11 protein-coding genes are annotated in these 20,089 nt (G+C 66.5%); 7 read left to right on the top strand and 4 right to left on the bottom strand.

Translation table 11 applies throughout. The features are described from left to right. The first annotated feature begins 78 nt into the window (after positions 1–78). Complete coding sequence (locus tag RIL96_RS01035) at positions 79–3,885, top strand: ATP-dependent DNA helicase (RefSeq protein ID WP_310547137.1); 3,807 nt, start codon at positions 79–81, stop codon at positions 3,883–3,885. Here RIL96_RS01035 and RIL96_RS01030 read toward each other — a convergent pair. Beyond that, positions 3,882–5,123, bottom strand: a complete 1,242-nt coding sequence (locus RIL96_RS01030) for an MFS transporter (RefSeq protein ID WP_310547136.1) — start codon at positions 5,121–5,123, stop codon at positions 3,882–3,884. The genes RIL96_RS01035 and RIL96_RS01030 overlap by 4 nt on opposite strands. A 204-nt stretch (positions 5,124–5,327) precedes the next feature. Continuing rightward, complete coding sequence (locus tag RIL96_RS01025) at positions 5,328–6,974, bottom strand: phosphotransferase (RefSeq protein WP_310547135.1); 1,647 nt, start codon at positions 6,972–6,974, stop codon at positions 5,328–5,330. Positions 6,975–7,143: 169 nt separating this feature from the next. Here RIL96_RS01025 and nudC point away from each other — a divergent pair, with 169 nt between their 5' ends. The 3 genes from nudC to RIL96_RS01010 all read left to right on the top strand — a co-directional run bounded on the left by nudC (position 7,144) and on the right by RIL96_RS01010 (position 11,433). Next, on the top strand, positions 7,144–8,208 hold the full coding sequence (gene nudC, locus RIL96_RS01020) for an NAD(+) diphosphatase (protein ID WP_310547134.1): 1,065 nt from the start codon (positions 7,144–7,146) through the stop codon (positions 8,206–8,208). After that, complete coding sequence (locus tag RIL96_RS01015; protein ID WP_310547133.1) at positions 8,205–10,427, top strand: ATP-dependent DNA helicase UvrD2; 2,223 nt, start codon at positions 8,205–8,207, stop codon at positions 10,425–10,427. The genes nudC and RIL96_RS01015 overlap by 4 nt, the downstream gene beginning before the upstream one ends. 121 nt (positions 10,428–10,548) lie before the next feature. After that, positions 10,549–11,433: an amidohydrolase family protein gene (locus RIL96_RS01010; protein WP_310547132.1), complete on the top strand. Its 885-nt coding sequence runs from the start codon at positions 10,549–10,551 to the stop codon at positions 11,431–11,433. A gap of 71 nt (positions 11,434–11,504) precedes the next feature. Here the strand turns inward: RIL96_RS01010 and RIL96_RS01005 are convergent, their stop codons facing one another. Beyond that, a complete protein-coding gene (locus tag RIL96_RS01005; RefSeq protein WP_310547131.1) occupies positions 11,505–12,044 on the bottom strand; it encodes a M48 metallopeptidase family protein in 540 nt (179 codons plus the stop codon). Between the two features lie 430 nt (positions 12,045–12,474). On the opposite strand from RIL96_RS01005, the gene RIL96_RS01000 reads away from it, so the two are divergent. Further along, positions 12,475–13,731, top strand: coding sequence for a hypothetical protein (locus RIL96_RS01000; RefSeq protein WP_310547130.1), 1,257 nt, complete (start codon positions 12,475–12,477; stop codon positions 13,729–13,731). Here the strand turns inward: RIL96_RS01000 and RIL96_RS00995 are convergent. After that, positions 13,641–15,278, bottom strand: coding sequence for a zinc-dependent metalloprotease (locus RIL96_RS00995; RefSeq protein WP_310547129.1), 1,638 nt, complete (start codon positions 15,276–15,278; stop codon positions 13,641–13,643). The two genes, RIL96_RS01000 and RIL96_RS00995, sit on opposite strands and share 91 nt — an antisense overlap. A gap of 207 nt (positions 15,279–15,485) precedes the next feature. On the opposite strand from RIL96_RS00995, the gene RIL96_RS00990 reads away from it, so the two are divergent. Beyond that, positions 15,486–16,646 (top strand): YlbL family protein, encoded by a 1,161-nt coding sequence (locus tag RIL96_RS00990; RefSeq protein WP_310547128.1) that lies wholly within the window; start codon positions 15,486–15,488, stop codon positions 16,644–16,646. Between the two features lie 246 nt (positions 16,647–16,892). After that, complete coding sequence (locus RIL96_RS00985; protein ID WP_310547127.1) at positions 16,893–20,021, top strand: UPF0182 family membrane protein; 3,129 nt, start codon at positions 16,893–16,895, stop codon at positions 20,019–20,021. The last annotated feature ends 68 nt before the right edge of the window (positions 20,022–20,089 follow it).

Genomic DNA, 20,089 nt, shown 5'->3' with positions numbered 1-20,089 from the left:
CGAGTGAGAAAGCGAAGATAGCCGAGTGAGGAAGCAAAGACGATGACGACGACCAGCTCTGTCCCTGGTGCTCCTGACATGCGGAAGTACTCAGCTCATGACCTGCTAGAACTGCTCCATGATCCGCTGGAAGGGTCCTTCAAACTACCGACTGCTGAGCAGACGCCGGTGATTGAACATGGGCTCGATCCCTTGTTGGTGGTGGCCGGAGCCGGCTCCGGCAAGACCGCGACGATGGCCGACCGAGTGGTCTACCAGGTAGCTATCGGCGCGGTGAAGCCTGACGAGGTGCTCGGGGTGACCTTCACGAAGAAGGCTGCCTCAGAGCTGCGTGAGCGGATGATCGGCAAGCTGAAACGGCTCGAGGAGCGGCGGGTGATCGCAGTCAGTGATCTGCTGGGTGCGGATGAGGCCGGAATCAGCGGGGTCGGGATCGACGGTGTGATGGATCTGCTGGCCCCCGAGGTCTCGACCTATCATTCCTACGCCCACGCTCTGGTCCAGGAGTATGGGTTGCAGATCGGCTTGGAACCTGAGACGCGTGTCATCACCGAGGCGGAAGCCTGGCAGATCATCACCGCCGTGGTGCGGGACTATGCCTCGGCCCACCGCGAGGAGCTGATTGAGCTCGACGTCAGCATCTCGACGTTGGCGAACCATGCCCTGACGTTGGCCTCAGAATGTGCCGAGCACTTGATCGACGATCCCGAGGAGGTCCGTCGGTTCCTGACCGCAGAGATCGACTATCCGGAGACTCTGGCCATGGATCAGGAGAAGGTCCGTGGGGCGAAGAAGGCCTTCACCGTGAAGGACCGGGAGCTGTTGACGAACCTCGCGGTGCGTCGTCATGTGGTCGACGTCGTGGAGGCGTATCAGCAGCGGAAACGGATGCGGCAGGTCATGGACTATGGAGATCTGCTGGTCAATGCGGTACGCATCGTACGAGAGACCGATGCCGCCGCACAGCAGAGATCGAAGTATCGGCTGGTGCTCCTGGATGAGTTCCAGGACACCTCCCACGCCCAGCTGGAGCTGTTCACGGCACTGTTCGCTCACTCGGAAGGTCCGGGGGTGACGGCGGTGGGGGATCCCAACCAGTCCATCTATGGGTTCCGCGGAGCCTCGGCCGGTCAGCTGTTTAGCTTCGTCGATCGGTTTACCCGGCAGGATGCCGACTCTGGTGAATGGTGTGCGCCACGGACCCTGCAGCTGACCAAAGCATGGCGCAACGGCACAGTGATCTTGGATGCGGCTAACCGGCTGGTCGCCCCCCTGCGGGAGAAACAGGGAAGAACAGCGCCAGACTGGAAGCGGTACAAACAGGACGAGAAACGGATCTCAGCGCTGACTGCGGGCAAGACCGAGCCGGGGGAGCTGCGCTGTGGCTGGTTTCCCTCTGACGACGAAGAGTTCGCTGCCGTGGCAGATCGGATTGCCGCAGAGTTGGCTGCCGCGTCTGCCGAACCGGCGGGCGCAGGTGAACCATCGTCGGGTGCAGGTTCCCCACCCCCGACGGCCGCAGTGCTCTCCCGCACCCGCAAGCATCTGATGGGCATCGCCCGTGAACTCGACGCCCGTGCTGTGGCCTATGAATTCGTCGGGTTGTCGGGCCTGTTAGAGGTTCCCGAGGTGGCCGATGTGATCGCCTATCTGCGAGTGATCTCTGACGCTTCACGCGGTGACGCCATGCTGCGTCTGCTGGCCGGGCCGAAGTACCAGATCGGTCCGCGGGATCTCATGCAGCTCAATCGTCTCGCGGCACGAACGCTTATGGCTCGGCAGCCTGTTGAAGCGGAGACCGCCCCGGCGGAAGAACCAGTGAAAGAGGCCGCGGAGCTGGCCTCTCTGGTGGAAGGACTCTTCGCCGTGCCCGCAGACCCCCGTGACCCGCAGGCTGAGGCCTTCACCACCGACGGCCATCAGCGGTTGGTGCGGGCCAAGCAGGATCTGCGCATCTTGGGACGCCTGGCGGGGCTGGATATTCCGACGCTGCTCGAACGGGTGATCGAGGTGACGGGCCTGGGGGTGGAAGTGCTGGTCCGGCCCGGTGATTCCCAACACCTCGCCCGCCGGCAGCTCGATGCCTTGCTCGACCACGCCAGGGGATTTGCCTCAGCGGCAGCAGAGAGCAGTGATGTGGAGGGATTCCTCGCCTGGTTGGATGCCGCTGAGGAGCGCGAACGAGGTTTAGGGCTGGCGGCCGCTGAACCGAGGCCCGGGGCGGTGCAGCTGCTGACCGTCCACGCCTCCAAAGGCTTGGAATGGGACATTGTGGCAGTCATCGGTCTGCGGGAGGGCATCTTCCCTAGCGACGCCTCAGACCGTTGGACAGGTTCCAACGGAGCACTTCCGTGGCCGCTGCGAGGAGACCGGGAGAGCCTGCCGCAGTGGGAGAGCCGGCAGGAAGCGTCTGTGGCGTTCTGGTCAGCCGCGCTGGGTGTGGCCAGTGCGGGCCAGACGAAGCGCTGGCGTGAGTCCGTCCGGGCCCGCCGGGGCTTCGACGAGGACGCTCCCGTGCTGACGTTCGCCGAGCAGGTGACGATGTTCCGTCGGGAAGAGGAACGGCGGTTAGCCTATGTGGCGGTCACCCGAGCCGAGCGCCTTCTGTTGGTGACCGGGGCACGGTTCTACGGGGCGACCAAGACCGGGCAGATCCCCTCGCAGTTCCTCCGCGAATTAGCGGCCGTTGAGGGAGTGAAGCCTTTCATCGTGCGGGACCCTGCCAGCGGGGAAGACCGCGAGATGTCCCTGCCATCTGAGGTGTCCTCGCCGGATATCGAGACCAGCGAGGACGAGGAGCTCTTCGCAGAGGTCAAAGACTTCCGACAGGAGCCGAATCCGAAAGCCTCTCAGCTGTGGGAGGGCGTGTGGCCCTTCGACCCCCTGGCGCAGACGCCCTTGCGCCTGGTGACAGAAGAACGCTACGAAAAAGAACCCTGGCGGGTGCCGGTGCGCAGGCCGATGGGCGAGGACAGCCCTGTGGTGAGCCGACGTCCGGCTGTGGAGGCTGCGGCCTCCCGCGTGCACGGGCTCATGGCCGGCGAGGGTACCGGATGCAGCAGTCATGGGGGAGCTGACGAGTCAGATAGGCGCCGTCACCCAGGTGGGGGTGCGGCAGAGCAGACGCAGGTCTCTGACGTTGAACAGGAAGCCCAGTGGGCGGTGGATCGTTTCTTGGCCTCGCGGATGCCGCTAGGCGCCCCTGAATTACCGGCGATCATGTCGACGTCGCGGTTCGTTGAGTTAGATGCCGATGGGCAGGAGGTGGCTGAGCGGTACCGCCGCCCGGTGCCGAAGCAACCCTCTACGGTGATGCGCCGGGGCACAGCCGTCCACGGATTCATCGAGGACTACTACGGTCACCGAGCTGGACTGGATGGGATCGAGGATCCGTTGCAGGGCGACCAACACGTGAGCCGTGAATTCGGTATCGAGAAGGTCCGCGCCTCCGTGGAAACCTCTCCGTGGGGTGCTCGTCAGATCGCGGCAATGGAGATCGGGCTGATGACCTCCGTTGATGGTGTGACGATCAACGGACGTATCGATGCGGTCTTCGGGGTCAAGCCCGACGGGACCGACGTGGAGGTCTCTGACTTCGACCGCTGGCAGGGGTTGCCTCGTGGGGAACGCCATGCGGCGATGGCACAGTGCAGTTGGCAGCTGGTCGACTGGAAAACCGGCAAAGTGCCGCATGATCTGGAGAATAAGCAGCTGCAGCTGGCCATCTATCGACTGGCCTTCAGCCGCACCTTTGGCGTAGCCCTGGAGGACATTTCGGCCGCGTTCTATTACATCGACCACGCTCGCGTGGTGCAGGCCGAGCATCTACCGGAGGCCGACCAACTTGAAGAGGTCATTCGTCGAGCCCGCCGCTTCTTCGCCTAATTTCTTCGCCTGAATTCTTCGTCCCGGGTGAGCTTGACTGCGTAGAGAGCGATCAACACACCGATCACCGCACCCACACCGCCGACGATGCTGGGTGCGCGCAGTCCCCAATCCCAGGCGATGACCTGCGCGCCGAGGATTGCGCCCAGGGCGTTGGCTCCGTTGAACGCGGAGTGGTGGATCGAGGCGGCGGCGTTCGGCGCGTTCGGAGCGGTATCGATCAGATGCGTCTGCATCGAAGGACTCAGCATCGAGGAGGTCACCGCCACCAGCACCATGAACAGCAGTGCCGGAATCAGGGCCCCGGCGCTGAGCCCGAAGGCGAAGAGGAACACGGCAACCAGGCTCATCGCGATGATGACAGTGCCCAGGACGGACTTATCCGTCGCCCAGCCGCCGAGGAAGTTCCCGATCACCATCCCCACCCCGTAGAGTCCGACCACGAAGGGCAGATACTGCGCATCGAGGCCGGCCACATCGGTCATCACCGGAGAAATATAGGAGTAGAGCGCGAACATGCCGGAGAACCCGACGACGGCCAGGGCCACTCCGACCCACAACCGCCGGTTGCGCAGGCCTTTCAGCTCGCCCCGCATCGAGGCGCCAGCCGCGGGCACCTGACGGGGGGCGAAGGCCCGCACCGCGATCATCGTCGCCAGGGCCAGGACGAGCACGATCGCGAACATCCACCGCCAGCCGAAGATCTGCCCGATCGAGGTCACCACCGGCACACCGATCACATTGGCCACTGCCAGACCGGCCAACACAGCGGAGATGGCCTTGGCTCGCCGTGTCGGCCCGGCCATCTGTGCCGCCATCAACGCGGCCACTCCGAAATAGGCGCCGTGGGGCAGTCCGGAGATGAACCGCGCGGCCAGCATCGTCTGATAATTCGGGGCCAGGAAGCTGGCCACGTGGCCCAGGGCGAAGACCCCGAGCAGCATCAGCGCGAATGCTCGGCGTTCGCGTTTGGCCGCGAAGAGCGCGAGGACGGGGCCTCCGACCACGACCCCCAGCGCGTACGCGCTGACCAGGTGACCGCCCTGGGGGATGGTGATGTCCAGGTCAGCCACAGCTTCCTGCAGCAGGCCCATGATCCCGAATTCGGTGACGCCGATGGCGAATCCGCCCATCGACAGCGCCACGATGGCCAGCGCGATGCGGCCACGGGAGAGCGCGGTCTCCTGGTGCGCCTGCTGCTCAGCGCCCTGTGGGGCATCCTGCTCCGAAGTCTGCACAGTCTCTCCCTGGTACTCCGCGTCTACTCCGCGTCTGCCTGCTGTTCCGCCTCTGCCCGGTACTCCACCCAGCGATGATGGCCGTCGGAGTGTGACGGCACATCGATTTCCGAACGGCGCGGCGGACCGCAGAATTCCCGGATCACTCAGAAAAGTCTGGCTCCGGATCTGCAGAGTGAGCGGAAGGCGCAGGGGGACGGTGTCTTAGACGCCGGGTGGGCGCAGACCCGGGTGCCGTTCATAGATGGAGTCGGAGGTCTCCGAGGGCGCCGGTGCCTCGCTGACGGTCTGGATCTCTGTGGTGTCATCAGAGAGCAGATCCGTCTCATCATCTGGTTCATCTCCCGACTCCGTGGGTGCGGAGCCAGGCGTCTGTGGGTCCGGTGTCTGCGGGTCCGGCGTCTCGTCAAGCTTCGGTGCCTCGTCGAGGTCCAGCGTGTCGTCAAGATCTGGAGCGTTGTCAGAGTCCGGCGTGGCGTCAGGATCCGGTGTCTCGTCGGGTTCTGCCTCGATGACCGACCGCTCGTCGAGCGAGGCATCAGTGATCACGGCGGGCTCATCGTCGCCCTCAGAGTCCTCTTGGACAGGGTAGATGCGGCCTGTCGGTGCCTCAGAGGTGCCTTCGGCAGCAGGTTCGGCAGCGGGCTCGACGTCTGCCGTGTCTTCGTCGGGACTGCTCTCGTCAGTGGACTCGTCTGTGGGCTCCTCAGTGGGGTCATCAGGGACGTCGTCCTGGGCGCTGATGTCAGTACCGGCGAGTGTCGGCTCATCGGGAGTGTCCGCGGTGGGAGCGCTGACGGCACGCCCGGAGGGTCCCGACGTCGCCACCGGAGTGGCCACCTCAGCCGCAGGTTCGGAGGCCTGCTCCTGCGCAGTCGCAGCGGAGACACCCGTATCCGGGGAGGCGCCGATCGGTGTCAGCGAGATGGGCTGACCACCATGGGCCTCGACGTCATCGTCCAACTGCCGCAGCAGCTCCAGCGCTTCCTCAACCATCTCCTGGTTGCCGGCGTCCTTGCCGCGCACCAACCATGTGGCCAGGGCGAACTCAGCGGCCAGCGCGGCGCGGCGCATCAGGTGCGGGTCCGCCTCGCCGCGACGATGACGCCCGTAGGCCTCCACCACAGCCTCAGAGAAATCGAGATCCGGGGCCGCCGTCAGCCACGCGAAGTCATCGGCCGGGTCACCGATGTGCAGATCGGTCCATCCGGTGACTGCCACCACGCGCTCACCGTCGACGAGCATCGTGTCCTCGTGGAGATCACCGTGAGTGACCACCGGTGTGAAGTCCCACAGCTCGCGCTCCTCCATGGCGTGCTCCCAGCGGCGCAGCAGGCTCGCCGGGATCTGCCCGGTGGTTGCTGCCTGATCCAGTTCATTCAGGCGCCGTTGCCGGAAACGTTCCGCCGAATACCGGGGCAGGTCAGCCTGATCCACCACTGCAGTATCGAGATCGTGGATGGCGGCGATCGTGCGTCCGACATCATCGGCGAGGTGCTCGGACTGCGCGGTCAGCTCGTCCAGGTCCAGAGAGCGCCCAGGCAGATGGTTGTAGACGAAAGTGCGCAGCTCACCGCGCCGAACCGCACCGGCCACCGAGGGCACACGGAAGGGCAGCTCGGCACGCACTGCGGCGGTGAAGCCGCGCAAGACCTGCAGCTCCGTCTCCAACCGCATGGCCGCTTCCTGATGCTGGGGCGAGCGCACCCGCCACCGGTTGCCCTCGGCATCGGTGATGACCGCAGAAGAGAACGCACGGGCATCATCGGCGGCCGCGGCCACACCGGTGGGGGAGAGCCCGGGCACGGCGGCGGTGGCCAGAGCCGCCAGTTCCATCGAAGTCCATCGCACGGACACCACCCTAGGCTGTAGGGCCGGATCGGCGCCTGCCGACGCGCTGAATCATGCCCTGAAGACACCTCCGAAGATACCTCCGGTCTCACCATCACAACCGCCCATCACCTCTTCATCACCTCACCGCCTCAGGACACATGTCAGGGCTGCCCGCTACCGTGGACCCATGCCCACACCAGACCCGCAGGCTGACCAGCCGGACCGTCCCAGCCCGCTCGAGCTACCGCTGGCGGATATGGGGCTGCACCGTCATGACCAGCAGCGCCAGCGCAATGACTGGCTGGAGCACGTCTGGTCCTTGCCGGACACCCAGGTGCTGATTCTGCGTGACGGCCTGGCCCCCACCCGGCAGAATCGCCTGCTTTTCGTCCCCGCCAGGGCAGCACTGCCCGAGACCGCCGTCTATCTCGGCTCTCTGCGCGGCGAGGCTGCCGAGGCCTCGACGGTGGAGAACACAGCTGGCCCTGGCCACCTGCTGGCCGTCTCCCTCAGCGGGACGCCCCGCGGAGCCGCCGCTGAGGCGGAGATGCCCCTCTCCGCCGAATCACCTCTCCCGGAGCCCTCAGCCCAGGAGTCGAGCGGCCCGCTGGCCGAGGCCGAATGGCTCGACCTGCGCGACATCGGTCACCGGCTCGGCGCACTCGACGCCGCCCTGCTGACCCAGGCGGTGGCCGTGACCACCTGGCACCGTTCCTCACCGCACTGCACCCGCTGCGGCCACCACACGGAGGTCCGCAACTCGGGGTGGATGCGCCGGTGCCCGCACTGCGGCACCGAGACGTTCCCACGGACCGACCCTGCGGCGATCACCGCAGTGGTCGACGACGCCGGCCGGATCCTGCTCGGTTCGGCCTACCGGTGGGCTCCCCACCGGTTCTCTACCTTCGCCGGATTCGTCGAATCTGGTGAGTCGGTGGAATCCGCCGTGGTCCGAGAAGTTGCTGAAGAGGCCGGTGTCACCGTGGATCGGCTGCAGTACCTGGGCTCGCAGGCCTGGCCGTTCCCACGGTCTCTGATGCTCGGCTACCAGGCTCAGACCTCCCAGCCGCAGGACGCTCGCCCAGACCGTGAAGAGATCCGTGAGGTCCGGTGGTTCACTCGCCAGGAGCTCTATGAGCAGGTGTCCGCCGGAACCGTGTGGATTCCTTCCCGTTCCTCGATCTCCCGCGCGCTGATCGAGCACTGGTACGGCGGTCAGCTGCCCGATGCCGAAGGTGAGATCCCCCGATGACACCTGGAACCGCTGCCGAATCCACCGCGCAGTTCCGCCCCGATCCGGCGTCCCCTGAGGCCGTGCTGACAGGACTGGATGCCGAACAGCGCGAAGCAGCCTCGAGTCTGCAGGGTCCGCTGTGCATCCTGGCCGGGGCCGGTACGGGAAAGACCCGTGCTGTGACGCACCGGATCGCCTATGGAGTGCGCAGCGGAGTCTATGATCCCCACCGGCTGCTCGCCGTGACCTTCACCGCCCGGGCTGCGGCTGAGATGCGCTCGCGGCTGAACACCCTCGGCGCCCCCGGGGTGCAGGCCCGAACCTTCCACGCCGCGGCCCTGCGTCAGCTGCAGTATTTCTGGCCGGTCGCCGTCGGCGGCACGATGCCGGAGATCATCGATCACAAAGTCCGGCTGTTGGCGGAGGCCGCCCGTCGCCTGCGGATGACCACAGATCGCGCCGCGCTGAGGGATCTGGCCTCGGAGATCGAATGGGCGAAGGTCTCCACGCTGACCCCGGAGGGGTATCTGGAGGCCTCGGCGGAGCGTGCTGAGCCCGGGGGAGTGGACCATCGTAGCTTCGTGAAGCTCTATCAGGCCTATGAGGACCTCAAGCTCGACAGGCATCTCATCGACTTCGAGGATGTGCTGCTGCTCACCGTGGGCATCTTGGAGGACGATGAGCGGGTCGCCGCGCAGGTCCGCCAACAGTACCGGCACTTCGTCGTCGATGAATACCAGGATGTCTCCCCGCTGCAGCAGCGGCTGCTCGACCTCTGGCTCGGCGGCCGTGAAGAGCTGTGCGTGGTCGGTGACGCGGCGCAGACCATCTACTCCTTCACCGGGGCCACACCGGACTACCTGCTGGACTTCACCCGGCGCCATCCCGAGGCCAGGGTGGTGAAGCTGATCCGCGACTACCGCTCGACCCCGCAGGTGGTCCAGCTGGCCAATGTGCTGCTGGCTGATCGCACCCGCGAGCAGCCCCGGCTGAAGGAGCCGGCACCGTGGCCGGATCCGCTGCGTCTGGTGTCCCAGCGCGAGCACGGGCCGAGGCCGTCGATCACTCAGCACGAGGATGACGACGCTGAAGCCGGGTGGATCGCCGAACAGATCGCTGCTCTGCAGGAGGCCGGGACACCACTGAGCGAGATCGCGGTGCTCTATCGCACCAACGGTCAGTCCCAGGTCTTCGAGCAGGCGTTGAGCAGTGCGGGGATCAGCTATCAGCTGCGCGGCTCCGAGCGGTTCTTCTCCCGTGCCGAGGTCCGTGAGGCGATGGCGGCGCTGCGTACCTCCGCGCTGGTCGCAGAGTCTGAGGATGAGGTGCCGAAGATCATCCGGGATGTCCTCTCCTCCCACGGGTGGCACAAAGAGGCTCCGCAGTCGACCGGGGCCGTGCGGGAGCGCTGGGAGTCGATGTCGGCGTTGGTGGCCCTGGCTGATGATCTCCACGCTGAGCGCGAGGAGTTGACCATGCGTCAGTTCCTCACTGAGCTTGAGGAGCGCTCCGCCGCTCAGCATGCTCCCACTGTGGAGGGGGTCACTCTGGCCTCGCTGCACTCGGCGAAGGGCCTGGAGTGGGATGCCGTCTTCCTCGCGGGGCTCAATGAGGGGCTGATGCCTATCACCTTCGCCAAGACTCAGGCGGAGGTCGACGAGGAGCGGCGGTTGTTCTACGTCGGGATCACCCGCGCCCGCCGGCATCTGTATATGACCTCGGCGCGCGCACGGCATTCCGGTGGCCGGGGGACACGCAGCCCGTCGAGGTTCCTGCGACCGCTGCGCCGGGAGTTGGGCATGGAGGAGCCCACGCGCCGGATCGCCCCCTCGGGTGGTCGGCTGAGCCCGAACGCCCGCCCCGCGAAGCGTGCGGTCACCTGTGCCAGCTGCGGCACCGTGCTCACCGACGGCACCGAGGTGAAACGACGCCGCTGTGCCACCTGCCCGCCCCGTTATGATGAGCAGCTCTTCGAACACTTACGCCAATGGCGGGCCGAAGTGTCACAGCAGATGGAGGTCCCGGCCTTCGTCGTCTTCACCGACGCCACGCTGGAAGTCATCGCGGAACGCCGCCCGCGCACTGATGAGGAGTTCCTGCGCATCCCCGGGGTGGGCCCGCGCAAGCTGGAGAAGCACGGGGCACAGGTCAAAGAGCAGCTGGCCAGCTACTCGAGCGCGAAGCCGAGGGGACACGAGGCAGAGACGGTCGAGGAAGGGCATGACCGTGTCCAGTGACGCTGATGATCCCCTTGTCATACCTGATCCCCTTGTCACACCTGGGGCCGTCATACCTGGTGCCGTGGCGGGCCCAGGACGTGTGGACAGACAAGCCGGCAGACAGGCGGACAGACAGAGTGTGAGCCCACCGGCGGATGACGCCGATGTGCCCCGCTTTCTGGGGGATCTCGGCCTCCCCGGGTTGGCTGATGTGCACACGCATTTCATGCCGCAGCAGGTCCTGGACAAGGTGTGGGCCTATTTCGACGCGGCCGAGCAGAACTACGGTCTCAGCTGGCCGATCACGTACCGGACCGATGAGCAGCGCCGCCTGCAGCTGTTGCGTGAGCTGGGTGTCGCGGCCGTCGTGCCGTTGAACTATCCGCACCGTCAGTCGATGGCGGCCTGGCTCAACGCCTGGACCAGAGAGTTCGCTCGGGCGCACGATGATGTCGTCCTCACCGGCACGTTCCACCCGGAGCCGGAGGCCGCAGAGTATGTCACCGAGCAGATCGCCGCCGGTGCCCGAGTGTTCAAGGCACATGTGCAGGTCGGTGGGTGGAGCCCTGAGGACCCGCTGCTGGAGCCGGTGTGGTCTGCTCTGGCGGAGGCGGGCGTCCCCACGGTGCTGCATGCCGGCTCGGCGCCGTTGGCGGGAGAGCATACCGGGGCCGAGCCGGTGCGCCGTGTTCTGCGGCGGCACCCGGGGCTGCCGCTGATCATCGCGCATATGGGGATGCCCGAATACCACGAGTTTGCGGACCTCGCCGAGCAGTATGAGGCCGTCCACCTCGACACCACGATGGTCTTCACTGACTTCACCGAGGCGCTTGCTCCCGTCCCCGCCGGATACCTCGATCGGCTTCCGGCCCTGGCCGAGAAGATCGTCCTGGGCACTGATTTTCCCAATATTCCCTACCCCTATGCCGAGCAGCTGCGCGCTCTGCATAGGATCAGCCCCGGTGCGGACTGGCTGCGGGCAGTGCTGTGGGACAACGGGGCGCGTCTGCTGGGGCTGCGCTGAAGCAGAGGCGCTGGCGGCTCAGCGGCAGCAGGTGTGCTGGTCTGGTGGGGTACCGGCAGGCTGCTGCGCGTTCAGCCCTGGAGGCGGGGGTTATTCCACCCGAAGCTGACCCCTGCCAGATACGCATCGGCCTCGGCGGTGTGCGGGTACCGGTTGACGAGCTGCCGAAAGGCGTCGTCGTGGCCGGGGACGAGCAGATGCGCCAGCTCATGGACGAGCACCGCGTCCTGCACCCATTGGGGCATGGTCTGCATCCGTGCGGAGAGCCGGATCGCGCCGTCGGCTGAGGTGGTCGATCCCCAGCGCGTGCGCTGCCGATCGGTCCACTGCACGGAGGATGGCTGGGCTTGTCCGTCGAGGAACTCTGCGCTGAGCTCCCTGGCCCGGGTCAGCAGCGCCTGGTCACTGCGGGTGTTCCGGGCGTCACGGCGCTGTTGTGTGGCTCGGAACTGCCGGGTGTACCGGGTGACCTCAGAGCGGCTGAGCCGCCACGGCACTCGAAGTCGCAGCGTGCCGTCGACACGGTCTGCGCTCACTGTGCGCTTGCGATTCGAGGACCGGATCACCAGGACCGGTTCACCGTCGACCTCAAGATGTTCATGCTGCTGCATCGGATTCCGCTCGTGTCAGAGATTCAGGTCAGCCGGTGCGGGCACGTTCAGCAGCGCGCACTTGCACCGGCACTCGCCGCAGGCCACGGGCCGCCATGACGGTGCACTGCTCACGGCGCTGAGCCCACCGACGATTCTCGGGCCAGCTCATTCTAGGACTACCGAGCCGATGTGTGGGCTCTGGGCAGTGCAGACTGTGGAGAACGGGCAGGCCTGTGGAGAGCGAACGCCGATGACGGCGCACAGCTGCCAGGATGAGGCCCATGCCACGCACCGCAACAACACCTCAGCTCCCTCCCCGTCGGCCCTCAGCCCATCAGCCCTCTGCCCATGCTTCTGCCCATGCTTCTGCCCACGATTCTGCCCTTCCCGGTCAGGGCCCCCACCGGCGGCGGAGGCCGGCACTGCTCTGACACAGGCTGCCGCCGCGGTGAGGCAGGATTCTGAGGCGGCGTTGTCCGAGGGGCAGGAGGAGCACACGGTGGATCCGCCCGTGCTTCAGGAGGCGCTGCGCAGCTATCGGCTGCGTCCAGACGCCGAGGCGTCTGTCCTCGATGAGCAGACTCTGCGGCTCAGGCGTCCAGGGATCGCCCTGCGGCTCAACGCACCGGGTATGGCCGCGGCGTCCGTGCTCCAGGCCCTCCGCCGGGGGATTCCGGCGGCTGAGGCTCCCGATGCCGTCCAGCAGCTCTGGCGGCACCGGCTGGTTGATCTGTACCCCACCGGCGAGGATCAGGTGCGGATGCGCCTGGCCGGGGTGCGGATTGATGGCCTGGGCGAGGTCGGAACCTCCCTGGCCGAGCAGCTGGCTGAGGCAGGACTCGGGACACTCGTCGTGCAGGATTCTCAGCTCGCGGGCGCTGATGGGGTACCTGGCGTCTCGGGGACGCTTGGACGGGAGGACTCCCGGCATACCGGGAAGCCGCGAGCCGAAGCGGTACGGGAGGCTCTCTCACGCCGTCACCCTGAGACGGCGGTCTTCGAATGCCCGCCCGATGGAAGAGTCCACGGTGCCGACCTCCACGTGCTCTGCCAGCCGCTGCAGACCCGTTCCCCGTCGGCCGATATCAGTGCTCTGCACGCTGCGGCGGAGCTGTCACCGGCGGTGCTTCCGATCAGCCTGATGTCCGAGGGAGCGCTGATCGGACCGCTGCTAGCGCCGACCCGTGGGCTGTGCCTTCAGTGCTGGCAGCTGCATCTGGCCGATGACGCGAGACGGCCGAGCCACAGTGAGGACGGTGAGGAGGGCAAGGAGGGTGACGGGGCTGAGGAGGACGGCGCCGCCGCTGTGGAGCCAGAGAACACTCCCAGCGCCGGTGCCTCTACGCAGCCTCGGCTCGCGCCGGGCGTGGCCTCGATCGTCGCGGCTCTCACCGCGCGTCAGATCCAGGTGCTGCTCACCGGGCGGGTGCGCCCGGCCATGGCTGATCACGTCCTCCGCGTCGACTCGGACGGGCGGGTGACCGAACAGCCCATCGGCCGGCACCCGGAGTGTACCTGCCGGATGGCCTCGGACCGCCACCGTGCAGCGGAGGAGCCACCCCCACCCGCGCCCGGAGCGGCTCCGGAGCCGGTCTCGGCCCCGGAGTCGTCGCCTCAACTGCGGTCGGAGTCTCCGCCGGAGTCGCCGTCTGGGCCTGACTCCGAGGCGTCATCTGCCTCGCTCTCGGAACCCTCCCCGCCGTGATATCCGCCGTCGAGCAGCTTCTGCAGCTCCTCTTCGAACTTCGCCGACTCCGCCTCGCGCTCGGCGCGGCGGGCCTGGAAGCCCTGCGGATCGTCGAGGTCCTGCTCTTCAGGCTGAACATCGGGGTGGGACCACACCTCATCGCGGCCGGAGACCCCGAGGGTCTCGCGCAGATGCGCCCACAGTGCCGCGGCATCACGCAGCCGTCGCGGTCGCAGCTCCAGGCCCACCAACCCGGCGAAGGCATGTTCGGCCGGACCACCGGTGGCCCGGCGGCGGTTCATGGTCTCACGCAGTGCCGCCAACGATTCCAGATGCTCCGCCGCTTGGGAGACGACGTCGTCGACCCAGCCCTCCACCAGGGCCAGTGTGGTCTCGATCCGCCGCAGAGCTGCCTCCTGCATGGGGGTCCGCTCGGGGGAGAACAGGCCCTGCTGCATGGCCTGCTGCATCGATTCCGGGTTGGAGGGGTCGACCTGGGAGGCGGCCTCCTCGATGCGCTGGGTATCGATGTGGATACCCGCCGCGTATTGGGCCACCGCGGAGAAGAGATCGCCTTCGAGCCAGGGCGACTGCGAGAACAGCCGCATCCTGGCCGCCTCGCGCAGCGCCAGATAGAGCAGGACCTCTCGACGCTCGACCTGCAGCCCGTGCCCGAACTCTGTGATGTTCTTCGGCAGCAGCGCCATCGTGTTCTTCCCGGCCAGCGGCAGGCCGATGTCCGAGGAGGAGTGGACCTCCTTCGAGAGCTCGCCGACGGCCTGACCCAGCTGCATCCCGAAGGCCACACCGCCCATCTGCTCCAGCATGCCGGTCAGCTGCTCAGCCCCGGCGCCGCCCATCATGGCCTGAAGCTCCGGCGGCAGACCGCCGCTGAGAGCATCGCCGTCGCCGAGCTGGTCCTTCATCGCTTTCGACAGGGCTTCAGAGATGGACTCGGCCACCGGTTCGGTGAGCTGTTTCCACGCGTCGAAGGTCTCCTCCACCCATTGAGCACGCGACCAGGCCCGGCCCAGCTGACCGGTGGATTCGAAGGTCGTGGCCGCATCGAGCCACATATCCGCCAGACGCAGCGCCTCGTCGATCTCGCGGGACTCCGCCGGGGAGACGGAAGGGTCATCACCGGCGGCGGCCTGACGGGCGGCCTGCTTGGCCATCGTCCAGTTGACCGGGCCCCGGCGGTCCTCCTCTGAGGAGCTCTGCATCGCCGTGAACATCGACTGGACCTGGCCCATGATCTGCTGCATCATCTGCGGGTCCATCGGTGGCAGCCCCATCTGAGTCGGATCGAAGCCTTCCGGCATGGGCGGAAAGCCGCCCTGGCCCTGCGGGGATCCACCGCTGTTCGAGCCCGGGCGTCCGGTGAAGCCCATCGAGGGGCCGCGGGAATCGCCGGTGGTGGACTCGTCAGAGGAAGACTCGCCACCGGGGGCGTCATCGCCCTGGCCGAAGAGCTTCCGGAACATCTCTTCCATCGCATCCTGGTTCGGATCGTGGCCGTCCTCGCGGCCCTCGCCGTCGTGTCGGTCGGAGTTCTCGGCGTTCATCGCAATGTCTCCCTGGCGTCTGGCGGCTCGATGGTCTCTGGAGATTCCAGCCTACTGCGCGGGCAGAGGCTGCGTCCCTGACTGGGGGTGCAGTTCGCGCTGGGTGGACGCGCTGGCGAGACGGACTGGAGTGGATGGGCCGGTGGACGCACAGCGTCATCGCCGCAGCGCGTCCAGATTCAGGTGCGACAATGACCAGCGATCATCATGACTGAGCCTCATCAGCCGCCGCATCAGCCCCCGCCCCCGGGGGTCGATCAGCATGCCCTGGATCAGCACGTCCCCGATGACGTGCCCCAAGCCCCCTGGACCCTGCGCCGTACTGTGCAGTTCAGTGCTGGTGCCGGGGCGCTGATCCTGGCGCTGGCCTCTCTGATGGCGCCCAGCGCCTACATCACGGAGGCCCCCGGCCCGCTGTTCAACACCACCGGAGAGAGCGACGGCGAACCGATCATCACTGTCGACGGCCGGGAGACCTTCGAGACCGATGGCGCCCTGAACCTGACCACCGTCTACGTCAACGGCGCCCCCACCTCCACTGTGCGGGTGCCCGATGCGGTGCGCGGCTGGTTCTCCTCCAGCATCGATATGACCCCGCAGGAGCTGGTCTACCCCAGCGGGACGACGGCGGACGAAGTGGAGGAGTTCAATACGGCGGCGATGACCAGCTCCCAGGACCTGGCCCTGGCGGCGGCGCTGGATGAGCTCGACGTCGAGTACTCCCAGGCTCTGGAGGTCGTCGACTTCACCCCGGAGGCGCGTGACAGCGGGGTCGATGACCTGCTGCAGCCCGATGACCAGGTGCTCGAGGCCGACGGCGAGCCGATCACCGGCTTGGAAGGGTTGCGCACCGTGGTCAACGAGGCCGCCGAGGAATCGGTAGGATTGACCGTGGTCCGGGGCGGTGAGGAGCTCGATGTGGAGGTCCCCACCTACCAGGAGGCCGATGGCGAGCACTACCTGGGCGTCATGCTTCAGGGGGAGTTCGACTTCCCCGTCGACGTCGAGATCCAGCTTCAGAACGTCGGCGGGCCCAGCGCGGGGCTCATGTTCGCCCTGGGAATCGTGGATACTCTCACGGAGGACTCCATGACCGGAAACGTCTCCTGGGCCGGCACCGGGACGGTGGACCCTGATGGGACCGTCGGGCCGATCGGCGGGATCGCGCAGAAGGTCGAGGGTTCGCGGGAGCAGGGAGTCGAGCATTTCCTGTCTCCGCGGGACAACTGTGCGGAGCTCGAGGGCCGGATTCCTGCGGGGGTCGAGGTCTACGGCGTGGACTCGGTCTCCCAGGCTCGGGAGATCGTCGAGGCGGTCCGCGACGAGGATCAGGGCTATCTGGAGGGACTGGAGGCCTGCGGGACATGATGTGGCCCTGGGCCACAGCCGGTTGGTCACAACCGGTCGCAGCCCCGGTATCCCGATATCGCCACGGGCGCAGCAGCTGAATAGGGCAGTATCAAGACTTCCGCGGCCGGCAGCGCAGCTGGCCGCACACAACTGAAGATGGACACAACTGAAGACGAACAATCGAATACTCACCATCACGCACAGCAGCACACTCGCGCCGGACTCCGAGGCAGGGGATACGGTCGCGGCGAAGAGAGGGTATACGTGAGCTTCTCCCAGGGATTCGGTTCCCAGAACCCCTTCGGTGGCTCCGGCCTGTTCGGCTCCGGCAACTCGGACCGCAACAGGGGAGCGGGCGGATCGGACGGTTCCGGCGGCGACGGCGGCTCCGGTCAGAGCGCCGGGCGGCAGGGTCCGCGCCGGCCGTCGGCGTTGGTCATCACCATCGTCATCATCGCCGCACTGATCGGTGCCTTCGTCCTGTTCTCCGGCTTCTACGCTGAGATCCAGTGGTACAACCAGATCGGGTACTCGGAGATCTTCTGGACCGAGCGACTGTCCCGGTGGGGCGTCGGCGCGGTCGCCTTCCTGATCATGGGCGTGCTGGTCTGGCTGAGCCTGTGGGTGGCCTTCCGGAACCGTCCGCAGACGCTGGACCGGCAGATGAACGAGTCCGTGCAGCGTTATCAGTCCACGCTGACCTCCATGCGTCGTCTGCTGATGCTGGGTCTGCCGGCGCTGCTGGGCCTCTTCGCCGGTACCGCCGCCTCCGGTGCTTGGGAGACGGTGCTGCTGTTCTTCAACCAGGAGCCCTTCGGCCAGACGGACCAGGTATTCGGCCAGGACTTCGCCTTCTATGTCTTCACCCTGCCGTTCTTGGCCTTCCTCAACGGGTTCATCGTCTCGGCAGTGCTGGTGGCCGGGATCGCCGGCATCGTCTGCCACTACCTCTACGGGGCGATCCGCATCGAGCCCTCGGGCAAGTTCGTCGTGGAGAAGGCCGCGCGCTGGCACATCGCGGTGACGGCCGCGCTCTTCGTGCTCTTCCAGGGCGTGAACTGGTGGTTGGACCGCTACGCCACTCTGCAGGGCCAGGGCGGGAACTGGGCCGGTGCCCTCTACACCGATGTCAATGCTGTCATCCCGGCCCAGACGATCCTCGCGGTGGCTGCGGTGCTGGTGGCGATCATCTTCATCGTCACAGCGGTGACCGGCCGCTGGCGGTTCTCCATCATCGGTGCCGCGATGCTGGTGGTCACCGCGCTGGTGGGCGGGGCCCTGTACCCCTACCTGGTGCAGGAGTACCAGGTCCAGCCCTCGGAGCAGACGCTGGAGGATGAGTACATCCAGCGGAATATGGACAACACGCGCTTCGCCTACGGGATCGATGAGATCGACCGTACTGACTACGACGCCGAAGTCGACGTCTCCGAAGGCGCGCTCGCCGAGGACACGGCGAATACGGAGAACATCCGTCTGCTCGACCCGAATCTGGTCTCCGCGGCCTTCGGGCAGCTTCAGCAGTTCCGTCAGTACTATGCGTTCCCGGAGACCCTGAGCTTCGACCGTTATGAGATCGACGGTGAGACTGAGGACACTGTCATCGCGGCCCGCGAGGTCAACGTGTCTGAGGATCAGTCCTGGGTCAACCAGCACCTGATCTACACCCACGGCTACGGTCTCGTCGCGGCCAATGCCTCGACCGTCTCTCCTGACGGGCGCCCTGATTTCACCCTGCAGAACATCCCGACTCAGGGTGACCTGGCCACGGATGAGGACTACGAGCCGCGGATCTACTTCGGGGAGAACTCTCCGGAGTACTCCATCGTCGGTGCGCCGGAGGGTGCGACTCCGCGTGAGCTGGACCGTCCGGCGTCCTCTCAGAGTGAGGATGACGCCACCTATACCTTCAGCGGTGAGGGCGGTCCTGATGTGGGTGGGCTGTTCCACCGGCTGATCTATGCGATCCAGTTCCAGTCCCCTGAGGTGCTGCTGTCCGGGGACATGAACGAGGAGTCGCAGATCCTCTACAACCGTCACCCGCGTGAGCGTGTGCAGAAGGTCGCCCCCTTCCTGGAGGTGGACCAGAACATCTACCCGGCCATCGTCGACGGGCGGGTGCAGTGGATCGTGGAGGGGTACACCACCTCAGATGCGTTCCCGTACTCGACTCAGCAGCAGCTGGAGTCGGCCACCACTGACGCGCTGACTGAGGGCGGGGATGTGCTCTCGGGTCAGGTGAACTACATCCGCAACTCGGTGAAGGCCACTGTGGATGCCTATGACGGTTCAGTGACGCTTTACGCCTGGGATGACGAGGACCCGGTGCTGCAGGCGTGGCAGAACGTGTTCCCCGATTCGGTGCAGCCGTATTCGGAGATGAGCGCTGAACTGATGGATCACGTCCGCTATCCGGAGGACTTGTTCCGGGTGCAGCGTGAGCTGATGGGCCGGTACCACGTGACCGACTCCGGGGCGTTCTATGAGAACAACGATGCCTGGTCGGTGCCGGATGACCCGACGGTCGACGGTGAAGAGCTCGCTCAGCCGCCGTACTACATGACGCTGCAGCTTCCCGGTGAGGAGGAGCCGTCGTTCTCGCTGACGTCGACGTTCATCCCGCAGGTCACCGCGGACACGCAGACCCGTAACGTGCTCTACGGCTTCCTGGCCGCCGACGGCGACGCCGGTACCGGTGAGGATGGCGAGAAGGCGGAAGGGTACGGTGCGCTGCGGCTGCTGGAGCTGCCGCGTGATACGGCAGTGCCCGGACCGGGTCAGACGCAGGCGAACTTCGACTCCAACTCGGAGATCTCGCAGTCGCTGAACCTGCTGCGTCAGGGTGCCTCTGACGTGATCAACGGCAACATGATCACGCTGCCGGCCGGTGACGGCATCCTGTACGTGCAGCCGGTGTACGTGCAGTCCACCGGTGATACTGCCTACCCGCTGCTGCGGAAGGTGCTGGTCTCCTACGGTGAGGAGATCGGCTTCGCCGATAGTCTCTCTGAGGCTCTCGATCAGGTCTTCGGCGGTGACTCCGGTGCGGAGGTCGCCGAGGGAGCCGGTGTCGAAGGTGCGGCCGTGGAGGATGACCTCGAGGAACCGGAGGAGGCGACCGACCCTGAGGATGAGGCTCCGGCCGATGACGAGGAGACCGAGGAGGCGGAGGAGCCTGCCGAGGAGGAGACGACTCCGGCGCCGGACGGTGACGCCCAGCAGCGGCTGAACGATGCGCTCTCCCGCGCCAGCCAGGCGATGCAGGACTCGCAGGCTGCCCTGGATGAGGGCGACTACGAGGCCTACGGTGAGGCGCAGGCCGAGCTGCTGCGTGCCGTGGAGGATGCGGTCGCCGCGGAGGAGGAGCTCGAAGGAGGAGACTCCGAGGAGTGATGCCCCGCGCGGCGTGACGAGGCCGGCCGTCGGTTCCTGTGTAGGGGCCGGCGGCCGTCCTCGTTGTG

Origin of the sequence: Nesterenkonia aerolata, from assembly GCF_031470965.1 — a bacterium.
Taxonomy (GTDB): domain Bacteria; phylum Actinomycetota; class Actinomycetes; order Actinomycetales; family Micrococcaceae; genus Nesterenkonia; species Nesterenkonia aerolata.
Note: the sequence above shows the minus strand (reverse complement) of the source record. Positions and strands in the feature narration are given on the sequence as shown.